Raw genomic sequence first — 15,202 nt, 5'->3', positions numbered from 1 at the left:
AAATCTTAAATATAAGTCAGTCGGCGTGAAGATCTATCTCCTTGATCGGTTATTTACAGCCCTCCCACCAATTGTGTCCGTAGTTGACCTTCGGCACGAAACTGGGACTTCGAGCTGGCCGGCACACAAAAAAAGGGAGAAAAATTTCTCCCTTTTTAAAAACTTCCAATTTAGTGGACCCCTTTATGGATCCGGTTCAATTACTTCGTAGAAGCACTTTTCAATTGCAATCCTACGATCGCAGCCTTCTGAGCGGCGGTATGCTTATTGGTGTCAGCTGTCAATTTCACATTCTGCGGGGCTGGGCTTTCCAAAACTGGCAGTGAAGCTGGCAACACCCTGTCCATCACTGAAACTCTCACTTTCTCTTCATTTATATATGTAGAATTCTCAGCGTTAGCATAAGTTGCGATAGTCATGGCCATCATGGCAGTTACTATCATTGTTTTTGCATTTTTCATTGGTAATAGTGTTTACTTTGTTTCTTTTGTTATTGTCTCTATTTCGAGTACAAATATACTACAATATTCTGAATACAAACGTTCAAGGCAATAAACAGCAAAACAATATTCGGCCAAAAATGCTCAAAATCATTAAAAAAGCGACTTGGAAGGCACGGAACATTATGGTACTATTCCAATATTTAAAATTTAAAATGGCCATTTTCAGGGGTTTTGTGACTGAAAAACATTTTGCAGCTACCTGATGATGCCAAGTTTAATACTGTTTAAAATCAAAGGCATTAGATTTATTTTATGAAACAGCGACAATATGGAATTTTATTCCGAGTGGATTATATCGATAGGCACTTTCGCCAAATATTGAGCGGCAAACACCGGATAACATGAAAAAATATTTTTAATTTTTTTTCAAAAAGGACGGCACAAATGATTATCCGGTCAATTTCAGAGGTTAACGGCGGCCAGAATAGGCCCTCACAGGCTCTGTTGCGATATTCGGTATGCTCGAAAGAGGGGAAGCAGAGAGGATGCCATCTTATTTTCACTCGAACTGGCGTGACATTTGTGAGCTACAAATAAGCATAACCAGTACCTCTCCAAGGAATGAAATCGACGGCAGACTGGTTAAGAATAAATCACCTTTAACAGTATTAGCAATGAGCATAACAGCAAAAAACCCGTCCACTTTTCGGGTCGGCGGGGAAATTGAGGTCAACAGACTAGGCTACGGGGGAATGCAATTGACCGGTCACGGCGTGTGGGGAGATGCTCCCGACCGGGAAAATGCGAAAAAAGTATTGCAGGCAGTTGTCGAAGCGGGAGTGAATTTTATCGATACGGCCGATTCGTATGGTCCGCATACCAACGAAGTACTGATTGCAGATGCCCTGTATCCTTATCCCGAAAATCTGCTGATCGCAACTAAAGGCGGGCTGGACCGCACGGGTCCCAACCAGTGGCCGGTAAATGGCAACCCCAAACATATCCGTGAAACCATCGACGGAAGCTTAAAAAGATTGAAACTGGATGTGATCGGCCTCTGGCAGTTACACCGTTTCGATCCCAAATTTCCAGTGGAAGAAACATTAGGGCCTGTAGTAGATGCAGTGAAAGCCGGGAAGATCCGTCACGTGGGCTTGTCGGAAGTAACTGTAGAGCAGATCGAACGCGCCGAAAAAGTATTGCCGATCGTCTCGGTCCAGAACCTGTACAACCTGGGTAACCGCCAGTGGGAGAGCGTGCTGGATTACACCGTACAACGGGGAATGGCTTTTATCCCCTGGTTTCCGCTCGCTTCCGGTCCCGACAAAATGAAAAACAAAATCGCTGGTATAGCCCAGAAACACGGGGCAACCACAGCCCAAATCGCTTTGGCCTGGCTGCTCAGGCGGGCATCCAACATCCTGCTGATCCCCGGGACAAGTTCTTTGCAACATTTGAAAGAAAACCTGGCCGCCTCGCAGATCGAATTGTCGGATGAGGACTTTGCGGCCCTTTCATAAGAACCAATACCTTGATTACAAAAGCATTATGAATACTTACAAAGACAAAACAGTGATCGTAACCGGTGCCGGAAATGGCATCGGGTATGTCATTGCTTCCTACTACGCAAAGGCTGGCGCGCAGGTAGTAATGTGGGACCGGGATGATATAGCATTGGCACGCGCCCGGAAAAACCTCGAAGAACAGGGTTATCTGGCCTCGACCCGTACCATAGACCTTACCTCGCCCGATGAGATCGTGCGCGGTATCAAAGAAGAACACCAGTCGCTAGGCCATATCGATGTCCTGATCAACAATGCAGGGCTTGGCAGAAGCGCTTCGCCTTACGAGCTGCTTATAGAAGATTGGGACTATGTGATCAATACCAACCTGAGAGGAACTTTCCTCTGTTCACGAGAAGCTGCCAAAGTAATGCGTCTCAAAGGCAAAGGATCGATTGTCAACATCGCTTCCACGAGAGCATTGATGTCCGAGCCCAACACGGAAGCTTATGCTGCCTCAAAAGGAGGAATTCTGGCACTGACCCATGCATTGGCCATTTCTTTGGGGCCGGATAAAATCAATGTCAATGCAATCAGTCCGGGATGGATAGAAACCGGCGATTACAATAAACTAAAACCGTCCGACCATGCCCAACATCCCGCAGGACGAGTAGGAAAGCCGGACGATATTGCAAAAGCTTGTCTTTATCTGACTGATCCTGATAATGATTTTATCACCGGGACCAATCTGGTCATAGATGGCGGAATGACGCGTAAAATGATTTACGAGGAATAAACGAGCAAATCAGCTCAGCACCGCCACATTCTGTGCATTCTTCTGGGCTTTCAACGCGAGTTCCGTTGCCAGAAAGCAATGCTCCTGCGACATAGCGGTTTCGGTCCTGTTTAAAACATCATCGACCAGCTGACGGCCATAAGGCAGTTCTACCTTGCTGCAATCGATGTAAGCGGTTTCTTTATTATTGACCAGGAACAAATGGTTACCGCCTTCACGGCCACCGATATCAATGTTCTTGCGAATTTCTATAAAGCCTTCTGTCCCTAATACGGTCAGTCGTCCGTCGCCCCAGGTTTTCAGTCCGTCCGGCGTAAACCAGTCTACACGGATGTAGCCTGCGCCTCCGTTGCCCCGGAGCATTGCATCTCCGAAATCCTCAAATTTGGGATATTGGGGATGGTTTACGTTTCCAACCTGCGAAGCTACCACCTCAGCTTTTGTAGAATTGGTAAAGAAAAGGAACTGGTCGAACTGGTGCGATGCGATATCGCAAATGATCCCGCCGAAGCGCTTTTTATCGAAAAACCATTCAGGCCTCGTGTTGAGGCTGATCCTGTGCGGCCCAAGTCCGATGGTTTGTACCACTTTCCCGATCGCGCCTTCTTTAATTAATTCCCCTGCCTTAATGGTCGCCCGGTTTTCCAGACGCTCGCTGTACATGATAGAATAGATGCGTTTGGTTTCCTTTTGCACTTTCCGCGCTTGCGCCAGCTGCTCCAACGTGGTGATTCCCGGTTTATCAACCATATAATCCTTACCAGCTTTCATCACGCGGATGCCCAATGGAGCACGCTCATCGGGAATGCCGGAGCTCAGGATCAATTGGATGCTTTTGTCTTCCAGTATCTCGGCTTCACTTTGCGCTTGCTTCACCTGGGGATACCGCCTGGCAAATGCACTGGCGAGATCGGGCTCCTTGGCATAAAAAGATACCAGTTCGCCGCCGCCGCGGGTAACTGCCTCCACCTGTCCATAAATATGGCCGTGATTGATCCCGATGACAGAAAATTTGATTCTCGGCGGCATATGGGTGGACTGAGGGTTTCCGATATCCCCCGGCTTGTTCGCACCCAGCACTTCCTGTGCCATAGCGGGTATCATGATCAGGCTGGCGGCTGTATTGACCGAATGCTTAATAAACTGGCGGCGATTATCCTGTGATTCTTTCATTGCTCGGATTGAATGTGGTGATATCTGATAAAGGCACATTTCCGGAAGATTTAATGTACCGTCTTCAAGGACACCCAAAACCGCATCTCTCCCTTACAAAGAATAAAGATCATTATTTGTTACCGACCGCGATACCGAACGTGATGCGGGAATCATTCCGCTTTCTGGTAGCTTCTACCACGCTTTCGTAAGAATTCTCAAAACTGGTGCGGAGGGTAACCCATTTATTCAGAGGAAGTTCCAGCGACATGATGGTATTCCAGCGCACATTTGAAAGGTCATTCAACGCGGGCTGTATAAAAGTAAGATGGTTGAACCGCAGCTTATCCTGCATAAAGGAGTGCTTCCCCTTGATACGAAAGGAATTACGGATGGTAGTTACTGTTGCTATTTCCTGAAAATTGGTCGATTCGTAGAGGATCGCGTCGGTAAGGCTCAGGTCATTGGTTTTGTTTTTGATAACCCTGTAACCAACCCCCGCACCCGCCATTTGCCTGAAATCGATTTTCCGGAGATTACTGGTTTCGATGACCCCAAGCCCGAACGCATAGGTCCGCCGCTTTTTAAAAACGTCCACATAAAGGTCCAGATAGCTGTCCCTCTCGGCAAGGATGCCATTTTGCTTCCCGTAAGTGAACCTTGGGTTGGTGGCGATATTCAGAGTGGGGCCGCTGAAAGTCAGTTCGGCACGGAGGACCATTAAGGTCCGGTTCACGTTCCCTTTGGTAAAATTCCCATCACCTATAAACCGGTACCGGATGGTATCGATAAATACAGAAGGTTTCGGAACGGAATCCTGCTTTGAAACCGTCAGCGAATCTGCAGGAAGTATTTTCAGGCTGTCGGCAGCCGGCTTCTGCGCGAATACCGGCGACATGGAAACGATGAAGAATAAAGCGGCAAGCTTTGGAAAACGGTGGCATGTCGGATTTTTCATTAACGCGGCTCTGCAAAATAATAATGCCAAAACGATCCCATCTGACTGTTCCTGCACTATTTCTCCAGAGCTTTTACCTTTCCAAGCCTTCTGATATGCCTTTCTTCGCCTGTGAACTCGGCGTTCAAAAATGCTTCCACCAATTCTTTCGCTGCCATATTTCCGGTTACCCTGCCGCCTAGGCACAACATATTGAGGTCGTCGTCCTCTACACCCTGGTGTGCCGAAAAGTGGTCGTTGATCAGTGCCGCTCGCACACCAGCTACCTTGTTTGCTGCCACCGAAGCGCCTACCCCACTGCCACATACGGCAATTCCGCGATCGAGCTCCCTGGCTGCAATGGCCTGTGCCATAGGGATTACAAAGTCAGGATAGTCATCCGAACTATTGAGCACGTAAGCACCAAAATCACTCACATGATGTCCTTTTTCAATGAGGTATGATTTCAAAAATTCCTTCAGCTCATATCCGCCATGGTCTGCTGCCAATCCGATTTCCATTTGAAATAAAGTTTAGTCCGATACTACCTGGAAAAGAGCTAATGCCCTCCACGAGCGTAATTTCGTTATTTTTACTAAAACATCGTCATACCTGGTATTGTTTTGGGATGCTTTTGAAAGCAGTTGACTAATTTGCCGCATGAGAAAAAATGAGCCTGCCGAAATGGCAAATATCAGCCTGCACAATTACTCGTTTCCGGATTTCAATCTCTCAGATTTATCCACAACACTCATTTTACACCACAGTGCCGAACTGCCTTCGACCGAAAAGCGGGGTTTTTTTGATATTCAGCCGCACGAAATAGACATCAACTACGCCTCCTTCAAGATCCCGGGCACCGTGGTAGATTTTCTAAAAGTGGTGATCAAACAAAATGACCGCGAGGTGAACCTTTACTGCTCATGCAATGTGCCCAAGCGGAGGCTTTGCGAACATCAGATCCAGGTTTTATATAACCTCATGAGGCACAAAGACCTGCGCGCCTTTTTTGATCAAAAACTGAGATTTGAAAAGATAAGGCCGGTAGCCGCCAATTACGGCCTTGAAAATGAGCCTGATCCAGACCTGTATTTCCGCCTGGAACTGGTCAATAAAGAACTGCAGATCAGACCGAAATTGAAGGAAATGATACCGGTTAACACGGCCTGGGTTTCCCAGCTGGCAGGTCAGCTGGTTTCAAAGCCTGCATTGCCAATGGCAAGTGGAGGTAACACATCCGAGAAAGCCAAAACCATTGGGGTTTTTGGCCTGAACAAATATTACGAACACTTTTACATTGAACTGTATGAAGCCGCTGTTGCAACCAATGGGAAACTCAAGAATCCGCTGACACCGGCAAATCCGTTGGACCAGGTTTGGGCAACAGAGGACACCAGCATCATCAAGTTTCACACGGCGGTATCCGCATTTCAGAACAATTTCCGCAAAAGGAAGCCGGATACAGACATAGCAGGCCTTAAATCCATCCTGAAAAACCCGCTCGACCTGGATTTCTATTACCACGACAGCTCGGTTTCAGAAAATGTAAGTGCCGCATCCCTCATTTCTGTCCGCCTGGCACATTCGGCCACGGATATGCAGCTGTCCATTGATCAGAAAGACAAGTTTTACCATATCTCCGGCTACCTGATCCTAGACGGTACTTATCTGGACCTGGAAAAAGTCCAGATGCGGTACGATTACTTCGTGTTGTACCAAAACTCCCTGTACCTGATTGACAGCGAGGATGTTTTGAACACCATTCAGTTTTTCAGTCAGCATAACCAGAAAATCATCGTCCATGAGTCTAAATTTGAAAATTTTCGCCAGAACCTGTTAACTAAAATTGAAGACAAAATCGGGATCGTTTATTCTTACCTGAAACCCGCGACTGAAGAGCAAAAGGAAGAGCAGGGCTTCAATAATGAAACCCAGAAGATCATTTACCTGGAAGATTTCGGCAATTACGTCCTGATTACGCCGGTGATCAAATATGGGCATGTGGAGGTCGCGCTTTTTTCCAGAAAGGAAATTTATTCGGTCGATAGTCATGGTAACCCTTTTACAGTAGCGCGTGACCACGATATGGAAAATCGTTTTGCAAGTGTATTGCTTCGTCAGCACCCCGATTTTGAAGACCAATTGGGCAAGAATTTCTTCTATCTGCATAAAGCCCAGTTCCTGAATGAAGACTGGTTTCCCGACACTTTCGAAGAATGGCAGGATCAGGGAGTCAGCATCCTCGGCTTTAACAACCTGACCAAAAACCGGCTCAACCTCCATAAAGCGAAGGTGTCCGTGAGTGTGGTCAGCGGCATTAACTGGTTCAATACCACGGCAAATGTCAAGTTTGGTAAGCAAAAAGTGACCTTGAAACACTTGCAAAAAGCAGTCAAGAACAGAAATAAATACGTAGAGCTGGGCGACGGCACGCTTGGAATCCTGCCGGAAGAATGGATCGAAAAATTTGCTAAGTTTTTTGAGGTCGGCGAGATCGTGGATGAAACCATCCGCACCCCCAAAGTCAATTTCGTTTCCGTAAGTGAAATGTACGAAGAAGAAGTTCTGACGCAGGAAGTGAAAGAACAAATTGCCTTTTACAAATCGCGGTTCGAATCGTTTGATGCCATTCCTTCGGTTGCTGTCCCGGCAGCGCTGAAAACCGAATTACGTGATTATCAGAAACAAGGACTCAACTGGCTCAGCTTTCTGGACGAATTTGGCTTCGGCGGCTGTCTGGCCGATGATATGGGTTTGGGAAAGACAGTACAGGTCATTGCCTTTCTGCTGGCCCAAAGGGACAAGAAAATCCAGAATACCAACCTGATCATTGTCCCTACTTCACTGATCTTCAACTGGCAGGCAGAAGTGCAGAAGTTTGCGCCGGATATGAAGATGCTCACCATCTACGGCGCCGACCGGATCAGGGAAACCGCTGGTTTTGACCAATATGAAATCATCCTGACGTCTTACGGAACGCTGCTTTCGGACGTGAATTATCTGAAAAAATACCATTTCAACTACATCATTCTCGACGAATCCCAGGCGATCAAAAACCCTGAATCACAGCGCTATAAAGCTGCACGGCTGCTCCAATCGAGAAATAAACTGGTACTGACGGGAACACCGGTCGAAAACAACACATTCGATCTGTACGGTCAGCTTTCTTTTGCGTGCCCGGGGTTATTGGGCAGTAAGGTCCAGTTCAAGCACCATTTTTCGACGCCCATTGACCGGTTCAAGGAGAATGACCGCGCCAGGGAGCTACAGAAAAGGATCAATCCGTTCATTTTGCGCCGCACTAAAAAACAGGTTGCCACCGAGCTTCCGGATAAAACCGAAATGGTTGTCTACTGCGAAATGGGCGACGAGCAGCGTAAAGTTTACAATGCTTATGAGCTCGAATTTTACACATTCCTGAATACCCGCAATGAAGTGGATATCCAGCGCGAAACGCTCCATGTTTTACAGGGACTCACCAAACTGCGTCAGATCTGCAATTCCCCTGCCCTTTTAAACGACGATGCGTTTTATGGCAATGCTTCCTCCAAAATCGATACGTTGATGGAACAGATCGAAACCAAATCGCCACAGCATAAGATCCTGGTTTTTTCGCAATTTGTGACCATGCTCGACCTGATCAGGCCGGAACTGGAAAAGCGCGGCATCGGCTTTGAATACCTAACCGGGCAAACCCGCGACAGAGCATCCAGAGTAGACAATTTCCAAAACAACGCGGATATCCGTGTATTCCTGATCAGCATGAAAGCAGGCGGTACCGGGCTCAACCTCACCGAGGCAGACTATGTTTACCTGATCGATCCATGGTGGAACCCGGCCGTTGAAAATCAAGCCATCGACCGGAGCTACCGCATAGGGCAGAAGAAGAACGTGATTGCGGTAAGGCTCATCTGCCCGGATACCATCGAAGAAAAGATCATGGAATTGCAGGAATCCAAAAAAGACCTTGCCAATGACCTCGTGAAAACAGATACCTCCGTTTTGAAAAGCCTCACGAAAAAGGACTTGCTGGGGCTGGTTGCTAGTCCAGGTCTTTACTGATCTCCGTCAGCAGATATTCCTTCGGATCGCTGAAATATTCCCAGAAGAAGATACCGGCCAACTTATTCTTTTTGATATACTTACACTTGTCCTTGATCGACTTTTCGTCTTCGTAGGTGATCAGCACTTTGGTGGAATCATTGAACAGGTAAGGGGCACGTGCCTTTTTATCGTAATATTTTTTGTAGCCATTCTGATCAATCAGCGTGTCTTTCAGTTTGGTATAACCACCACCCTGGACTGCCTTCACCCGTTTTTCGCCCAGGCCATTGTTATTACCGGAAGCTGCTTCCCAGCCTTTTCCGTAGAAGGCGGCACCTAACCCGATCTTGCCGGCGGGTACCCCCGCCGCCATAAAGTTTTTGACAGACCGATCCGCAGAGGAAACATCCTCGGCGTCGCCGTAAGCATACAAATTGGTATGGTGCCCTACCGTGCCGTTTTTGCCACCGTAATCATAAGTCATAATGAACACGTAATCCAAATACTGCTGTGCGAGACCCATTTCGGTATTATCGACAAAAGATTTGGAGCCGCCTACCGCCGTAGTCAGCAAGTATTTTTTTCCTTTTTCTTTTTCCAGGATATTTAACTCGTCCCTGATCGCCTTGAACATCAATGTAAAATTGTGCTTGTCCTCAGGGCGGAAAATGTTTCCTTCCTCGCCGCGCATGGCAGGGTATTCCCAGTCGATATCTACGCCGTCCAGGTCAAATTGCCTCACGATATCCACGCTGGATTTGGCAAATTTGATCCTCGAAGATTCGGTCAAAACGGCATCGGAAAAATTCTCGCTCCACGACCAGCCGCCTATTGAAATCACAATTTTTAGGTCCGGGTTGATCAGCTTCAATGCATTCAGTTTTCTGAAATTGATCGAATCCGTCGCGAGGTTGGTCAGCACGGCCATACTGTCCTGTACATTGACGAAAGCATAGTTGATATGCGTCAGCTTATCGGCGTCGATATCCTCGGTTTTAACCAATCCGCGAAAACCGCCGACATAGGCATTGACCACGTATTTTTTCTTTTTCTGGGCGAAGCTTGTGCCGGGATGAGCAACGGCAAGAACAAAAACTGAAAGCAAAAGGAAGGATAGATGTTTCATGGTTCAGTATTTTGATTAATAAAGCAGGATTTTGCGGGATATTACTTCTCTATCGGCTTGAACAACAACAATATAGATACCCAAAGGCAGCATCGTCAGATCCGTTCTGAAGGACTGTTCTACTGTGAATTGCGCACGCCGAACGCCTGTTGCGTCGTACACAGCGAGTTGAGCCGGCGCCTGGTTTTTCAGCTCGGCAACCAATGTTTTTCCAAAAGCATAAATCAGGTTCCCACCCCCGCCAGGCTCTACGCCGGTAATGATCGTAGATGCCCGAACAATAGAAATGAGGCTGTAAGGCGAACTGCCGCCTGCATTGTTTGCCTTGATACGGTAGTAGTAATCAGCGGTTTCCGGCTTACCCTTATCTTCAAATTGCAGCACACTGGCTGCAACTTTGCCGATCTGCACAAAAGCGTCGTCCGAATTTTTTGAGCGCTCGATCACCGTCTCTACTGCGTTACTGCTCAGAGGCGCCCAGCGCAGCTGGATCAATTCCGGTGCAACAGGAACTGCAGTAAAACCCTCCGGCATCCCGGGCACAGGGATATTCAGCGTTCTTATTGAAACGACATTACTATACGCCGAAAAACCAATTGCGTTGAATGCACGGACCCTGTAATCGTATTGGGTCGCAGGTGCTAATCCTTCGTTCTGGTATGCAACCGCATTCGCAGCCAAATCCGCAACCTTGGTGAACACAGCCCCGTCCAACGATCGTTCCAATTGAAAGCCGGTCTCATTATTCGACTTGTCGCTCCAGGAAACGTTGATCTGATTGGGCGAAACGGCCACGGCCGTTAGACTTTCCGGCGCATGGGGCAACACGTCCAATGTCGTCGTGGTGGCCACATTGGAATAGGACGATTTGCCAGCTGTATTTTTAGCAAGAAGCCTGTACCAATATCTGGTTACGGGCTTCAAACCCGTATCCTGAAACATGACAACATTCATGGCCGGATCCGTCAGTTTGGTGAAACTCACACCGTCCAATGATCTTTCCAGTTCAAATCCGGTCTCGTCAGTGGCATTGTCTGTCCACGCCAAATTGATTTGTGAGCCCGATACCGCCGTCGCAACCAGATTAGTAGGTGGCTTGGGAATGGTGATCACCGGTGCTTTGGTAACGGCAGTTGCAATGTTGGAATAAACGGAGAACCCGGAGGCATTTTTGGCGCGTACCCTGTACCAGAACTGACTTGAAGCTGTGAGCCCGATACTCGCGTAAGTAACTGAATTTGCAGGTAAATCCGCGATTTTGATAAATGTCTTGTTATCATTCGACGCTTCCACTTCAAACCCGGTTTCATCTGCCGAGGCATCCTGCCAAGTGAGGGTAATCTGGGATGGCGACACAGAAAGCGCCGTCAGGTTGAGCGGTGCAAGTGGAATGGCAAAATTTCCTGCATGTAAAATGCCGGACAACAGAAAGAAGACCAGTAGAAAAACAAACCGGGCCATGTAATCTGTAAAACGATGCTTCATAGTTCAATACAAACAAAAAGAGTGCGTTACCTTCGCTTTATTGATTTACAGCCAGCCCCTTCTTTTGAACCATGTGTAAATCCCGACCGTGATCAGGCCCATCAGGATCATCACGCCCGGATAACCCATTTTCATCCGGAGCTCCGGCATATAGTCGAAATTCATCCCGTAAATTCCTACAATGAAGGTTAACGGCATGAAAAATACTGAAAACAAGGTTAAAACGCGGACAATTTCATTGGTCCGTTGTGAAGAAATTGAGAAATAGATCATGACCAGCTGGTTCATGTTCTCGAAAAGGGTGTCGTAAATGTTATGAAGTTTCACATATAAATCGCGGGTGTCGCGGGTGTGCGTATTGGAATGGGCTGTGACATCCATTTTGTCAATGATCTCGTGCGATAACATAATCACCCTGCGTGTGACCTCCGTCCGCCTTCTCAGATAGTAGAGCCCTTTCAGCAAGGTCGGCTTCCGGTTTTTCAAGAACATATTCTGCTCGTAATATTCAATGTCCTCGGTAAGCTTAACGGAAGGCGCTTCATACGTAGCCAGGCAGCTTTTGACGATTTCGTTCACCAGGTCGTGGGTATTTTTGCAGTCATGCTGCTGGATCTGATTGGCCTTGATCAGCTCCGGCGCTTTCCATTCCTTCTTATGCAGGGTAATGACACGCTCGTCACTCATGAAGATCACCACCTTGTCCGTCAGTTCAGGAACCGTATCAGCCTCTTCCGGTACTGTTTCGCAATGTATCCTGAAAATGATCAGCGCATAGCTGCCTACATTCTCATATTTGGGAAGGTGGTCGGTCTGTAGCCAGTCTTTGATTGAAGACGGGTGCAGTGCGTATTTTTCTGCAATTTCTTTGAGTTCCTCCTGACTGGGATCAAGGATATCCAGCCATTCAAAAGGGTACTGGGAGCGGTCCGTAATAGTCTGGATCATAAATCAATCGGTGACCTTATTTTCAGGTTTAGCGTCAAGGATAAAACGGAGCGACTGGTCCCTGGTAAAAAACAGCACCATCCAGTTGTAAAATGTCTTGATCTGGTTGCGGTACCGGATCAAAGAGAACAGGTGCACGACCAGCCACAGAAAATAAGCGATAAAACCCTTGAAATGCAAGCCCGGCAAATCGGCCACTGCCTTGTTGATACCTATGATCGCCATGGTGCCTTTGTCTTTGTAATGAAATTCATCAGGCGACTTACCCTCCAGCATTTTTTCGAGATTTTCTGCCAGGTTTTTACCTTGCTGTATCGCCACCTGTGCGAGTTGCGGATGCCCTTCGGGGAATTTCGGGTCCGATTTCATCAGGCAAATATCACCGAGCGCGTAAATGTCGTCGAAACCCATCACCTTGTTGTAGGCATCTACCAATACCCTTTTCCCTTTACCGAATGCCTCTTTCGGCAAACCGGGCAAATCCGTCGCAGTAACCCCCGAGGTCCAGATCAACGTCTCCGTTTCAATGGTCTTTCCGTTTTTAAAGGTAACCACGCCGTCGCTATAGTCACTTACTGCATGGTCCAGCAGGACATTGATCCCCAGCCCTTTCAATTCTTCCAGCGTTTCTTCCTGCGATTTCTTGCTCATCGGGTTCAGTACCACGGGCAGCGCATCTACCAGGTATATTTGTACTTCTTCCCGTTTGAGTTCGGGATAGTCTTTCTTGAAAATTTTCTTGTGCATTTCGGCCAGCATTCCCGAGACCTCCACACCGGTGGGGCCTGCGCCAGCAACAACAATCGACAATACTTTCCTGCGCTCTCCCGGATCAGTCATTTTTGTGGCCTTTTCCTTATTCCAGAGAATATGGTTGCGCAACGCAAGGGCATCCTGCACAGTCTTCATAGGTACTGCATTCTTTTTCAAATTCTCCATGCCGAAATAATTGCTTTCGGTGCCGGTCGCGAATACGAGGCAATCGTAATCAATGTCGCCGCTCTCCGTCGCTATCCTCTTTTCGTTTGGAAAAACCTCCTTAAAAGCGCCGAGGCTGAAACGCATATTGCTTTTGTCCTGAAAGAACTTCCGGAAAGGATAGCTGATATTGGAAGCTTCGAGAAACCCCGTTGCGACCTGGTAGAGCAATGGGGGAAAAAAGTTGTAATTATTTTTATCGACCAGCGTAATCTGAAACTGCTTGTTTCCGGAAAGTTTCTGGGCCAGGTTCATACCCGCGAAGCCTCCACCGACAATTACTACTTTTTTGTAATCCATGTTTAAAACGATTTTGTACCGGTAACAACCCGTCCTATCGATATTATAATTATGCCTGATGCCACTTGGTCGGCCAGGTATCTGCTTTTTTGCTGTCTTGCTTTTGTGAAATGTTCGCTCATCCGCCTATTCAACGGCATTGGACGGCGTGATCCGAAGTCTTTCCAATATTGTGGCGCTTGCTGGCACGCGCTTTGCTAAATGAGCACCATTCTTTCAACATAAACGAAACCGATCATGGAGTATCAAATAGACACAAAAGGCCAAACGCAACATACCCAACCGGGAATTGAGGACATCATGGATCCCGCACCGATTGTGATCCGAGAAAATTACCGGGGAAGCGGCAAGTTACATGGAAAAACAGCCCTGATCACTGGCGGCGACAGTGGGATTGGGAGAGCGGTTGCCGTACATTTTGCCCGTGAAGGGGCCGACGTAGCGATCGTATACCTGGATGAAACCGGGGATGCCCGCGAAACCAAATCGATGATAGAAGCGGAAGGTAAATCCTGCCTGTTAATTTCGGGAGATATCCGGGACGAATCGTTTTGCAGGGAAGCTGTGAAAAAGACGGCAGAGGAATTTGGCACGATCAACATCCTGGTCAACAATGCCGCCGAACAACATCCTCAGGACGATATCCGCGATATATCGGCCCAGCAGCTTTCCGACACTTTCTCCACAAACATATTCTCATTTTTCTATTTCACCCAGGCTGTGCTGCCGCACATGGTTGAGGGCGATACAATTATCAATACGACCTCGGTCACCGCCTATCACGGCAGTCCGGCACTCCTGGATTATTCCTCTACCAAAGGGGCCATTGTGGCCTATACCCGTTCGCTGGCCGGCGCGCTGGCCGAAAAAGGGATCAGGGTTAACGCTGTGGCGCCCGGCCCTATCTGGACCCCTTTGATACCTTCTACTTTTGATTCGGAAAGAGTCGCGAAGTTCGGAAAGGATACGCCGTTCAAACGGGCCGGTCAGCCTTGCGAGGTGGCGACGTGTTATGTGTTTCTGGCCTGTGAAGATGCGTCTTACATCAGCGGCCAGGTGTTACACCCCAACGGAGGCCAGGTTGTAAACGGCTAACGTGGTTTTTTTACGCCTGAGAGTGCGCTTTGTATACAATTAAGGAGGGTGACCTGCCGGTATGGTTTCGCAATATAGGCAGCCGGCAAGGTTTCCTCCGCCCTGCGCGCAGTCTCCTGGTCAACATAGGCGGTGAGGTAAATTACCGGGATGTCCGGCCTTATTTCCTTTAATTTCCAGGTAGTGTCTATGCCGTCCAGATCGCCTTTGATGTGGATATCCATGAGAATCAAATCAATATTTTCTTTACTGAGAAATTCCAGGACATCCATACCGTTGTCTGCTATACCGGCAACAATATATCCAGCCTGTTCCAGTGTTTCTTCAAGGCCCATAGCCTGGATACCTTCGTCTTCAACAATTAAAATACTCGCTTTTGTCTCTTTCATAACATGC

13 protein-coding genes are annotated in these 15,202 nt (G+C 47.7%); 4 read left to right on the top strand and 9 right to left on the bottom strand.

Annotation, left to right across the window (positions count from 1 at the left end; translation table 11 throughout):
• Positions 1 to 200: 200 nt before the first annotated feature.
• Positions 201 to 461 (bottom strand): hypothetical protein, encoded by a 261-nt coding sequence (locus tag AC1XUF_RS02675; protein WP_483340106.1) that lies wholly within the window; start codon positions 459 to 461, stop codon positions 201 to 203.
• Positions 462 to 1,117: 656 nt separating this feature from the next.
• On the opposite strand from AC1XUF_RS02675, the gene AC1XUF_RS02670 reads away from it, so the two are divergent.
• Together AC1XUF_RS02670 and AC1XUF_RS02665 are read left to right on the top strand one after the other, a co-directional pair.
• Positions 1,118 to 1,963 (top strand): aldo/keto reductase, encoded by an 846-nt coding sequence (locus tag AC1XUF_RS02670; RefSeq protein WP_483340105.1) that lies wholly within the window; start codon positions 1,118 to 1,120, stop codon positions 1,961 to 1,963.
• Between the two features lie 28 nt (positions 1,964 to 1,991).
• Positions 1,992 to 2,741 carry an SDR family NAD(P)-dependent oxidoreductase gene (locus AC1XUF_RS02665; protein ID WP_483340104.1) on the top strand — a complete coding sequence of 250 codons (750 nt, stop codon included), beginning with the start codon at positions 1,992 to 1,994 and terminating at the stop codon, positions 2,739 to 2,741.
• Between the two features lie 9 nt (positions 2,742 to 2,750).
• On the opposite strand, the gene AC1XUF_RS02660 is transcribed toward AC1XUF_RS02665, so the two are convergent.
• The 3 genes from AC1XUF_RS02660 to AC1XUF_RS02650 form a co-directional block, all read right to left on the bottom strand.
• Positions 2,751 to 3,914, bottom strand: coding sequence for a Gfo/Idh/MocA family protein (locus AC1XUF_RS02660; protein ID WP_483340103.1), 1,164 nt, complete (start codon positions 3,912 to 3,914; stop codon positions 2,751 to 2,753).
• 112 nt (positions 3,915 to 4,026) lie between these two features.
• Positions 4,027 to 4,851 (bottom strand): DUF481 domain-containing protein, encoded by an 825-nt coding sequence (locus AC1XUF_RS02655; protein ID WP_483340102.1) that lies wholly within the window; start codon positions 4,849 to 4,851, stop codon positions 4,027 to 4,029.
• A 56-nt stretch (positions 4,852 to 4,907) separates the two neighbouring features.
• Positions 4,908 to 5,351, bottom strand: coding sequence for an RpiB/LacA/LacB family sugar-phosphate isomerase (locus AC1XUF_RS02650; protein ID WP_483340101.1), 444 nt, complete (start codon positions 5,349 to 5,351; stop codon positions 4,908 to 4,910).
• A gap of 139 nt (positions 5,352 to 5,490) precedes the next feature.
• Here AC1XUF_RS02650 and AC1XUF_RS02645 point away from each other — a divergent pair, with 139 nt between their 5' ends.
• Positions 5,491 to 8,892, top strand: coding sequence for a DEAD/DEAH box helicase (locus tag AC1XUF_RS02645; RefSeq protein ID WP_483340100.1), 3,402 nt, complete (start codon positions 5,491 to 5,493; stop codon positions 8,890 to 8,892).
• Here AC1XUF_RS02645 and AC1XUF_RS02640 read toward each other — a convergent pair.
• Genes AC1XUF_RS02640 through AC1XUF_RS02625 form a run of 4 tightly spaced genes read right to left on the bottom strand, consistent with a single transcriptional unit; the run spans position 8,873 to position 13,711 of the window.
• A complete protein-coding gene (locus AC1XUF_RS02640) occupies positions 8,873 to 10,000 on the bottom strand; it encodes a glycoside hydrolase family 18 protein (protein ID WP_483340099.1) in 1,128 nt (375 codons plus the stop codon). The genes AC1XUF_RS02645 and AC1XUF_RS02640 overlap by 20 nt on opposite strands.
• Positions 10,001 to 10,015: 15 nt before the next feature.
• Positions 10,016 to 11,485 (bottom strand): fibronectin type III domain-containing protein, encoded by a 1,470-nt coding sequence (locus AC1XUF_RS02635; protein ID WP_483340098.1) that lies wholly within the window; start codon positions 11,483 to 11,485, stop codon positions 10,016 to 10,018.
• 45 nt (positions 11,486 to 11,530) lie between these two features.
• Positions 11,531 to 12,433 carry a magnesium transporter CorA family protein gene (locus AC1XUF_RS02630; RefSeq protein ID WP_483340097.1) on the bottom strand — a complete coding sequence of 301 codons (903 nt, stop codon included), beginning with the start codon at positions 12,431 to 12,433 and terminating at the stop codon, positions 11,531 to 11,533.
• A gap of 3 nt (positions 12,434 to 12,436) precedes the next feature.
• A complete protein-coding gene (locus AC1XUF_RS02625) occupies positions 12,437 to 13,711 on the bottom strand; it encodes an NAD(P)/FAD-dependent oxidoreductase (protein WP_483340096.1) in 1,275 nt (424 codons plus the stop codon).
• Positions 13,712 to 13,948: 237 nt separating this feature from the next.
• Between AC1XUF_RS02625 and AC1XUF_RS02620 the strand changes: the two genes are divergently transcribed.
• A complete protein-coding gene (locus AC1XUF_RS02620; RefSeq protein ID WP_483340095.1) occupies positions 13,949 to 14,806 on the top strand; it encodes an SDR family oxidoreductase in 858 nt (285 codons plus the stop codon).
• Here AC1XUF_RS02620 and AC1XUF_RS02615 read toward each other — a convergent pair.
• Complete coding sequence (locus tag AC1XUF_RS02615; RefSeq protein ID WP_483340094.1) at positions 14,803 to 15,195, bottom strand: response regulator; 393 nt, start codon at positions 15,193 to 15,195, stop codon at positions 14,803 to 14,805. The genes AC1XUF_RS02620 and AC1XUF_RS02615 overlap by 4 nt on opposite strands.
• Positions 15,196 to 15,202 lie beyond the last annotated feature (7 nt).

The organism is Dyadobacter sp. HNCC25DJ185 (assembly GCF_056895195.1).
Note: the sequence above shows the minus strand (reverse complement) of the source record. Positions and strands in the feature narration are given on the sequence as shown.

Coding starts and splice junctions, on each gene's coding strand:
- AC1XUF_RS02635 (WP_483340098.1), bottom strand. CDS start 11,485: ATGAAGCATCGTTTTACAGATTACATGGCCCGGTTTGTTTTTCTACTG.
- AC1XUF_RS02670 (WP_483340105.1), top strand. CDS start 1,118: ATGAGCATAACAGCAAAAAACCCGTCCACTTTTCGGGTCGGCGGGGAA.
- AC1XUF_RS02655 (WP_483340102.1), bottom strand. CDS start 4,851: ATGAAAAATCCGACATGCCACCGTTTTCCAAAGCTTGCCGCTTTATTC.
- AC1XUF_RS02615 (WP_483340094.1), bottom strand. CDS start 15,195: ATGAAAGAGACAAAAGCGAGTATTTTAATTGTTGAAGACGAAGGTATC.
- AC1XUF_RS02645 (WP_483340100.1), top strand. CDS start 5,491: ATGAGAAAAAATGAGCCTGCCGAAATGGCAAATATCAGCCTGCACAAT.
- AC1XUF_RS02625 (WP_483340096.1), bottom strand. CDS start 13,711: ATGGATTACAAAAAAGTAGTAATTGTCGGTGGAGGCTTCGCGGGTATG.
- AC1XUF_RS02620 (WP_483340095.1), top strand. CDS start 13,949: ATGGAGTATCAAATAGACACAAAAGGCCAAACGCAACATACCCAACCG.
- AC1XUF_RS02630 (WP_483340097.1), bottom strand. CDS start 12,433: ATGATCCAGACTATTACGGACCGCTCCCAGTACCCTTTTGAATGGCTG.
- AC1XUF_RS02660 (WP_483340103.1), bottom strand. CDS start 3,914: ATGAAAGAATCACAGGATAATCGCCGCCAGTTTATTAAGCATTCGGTC.
- AC1XUF_RS02650 (WP_483340101.1), bottom strand. CDS start 5,351: ATGGAAATCGGATTGGCAGCAGACCATGGCGGATATGAGCTGAAGGAA.
- AC1XUF_RS02675 (WP_483340106.1), bottom strand. CDS start 461: ATGAAAAATGCAAAAACAATGATAGTAACTGCCATGATGGCCATGACT.
- AC1XUF_RS02640 (WP_483340099.1), bottom strand. CDS start 10,000: ATGAAACATCTATCCTTCCTTTTGCTTTCAGTTTTTGTTCTTGCCGTT.
- AC1XUF_RS02665 (WP_483340104.1), top strand. CDS start 1,992: ATGAATACTTACAAAGACAAAACAGTGATCGTAACCGGTGCCGGAAAT.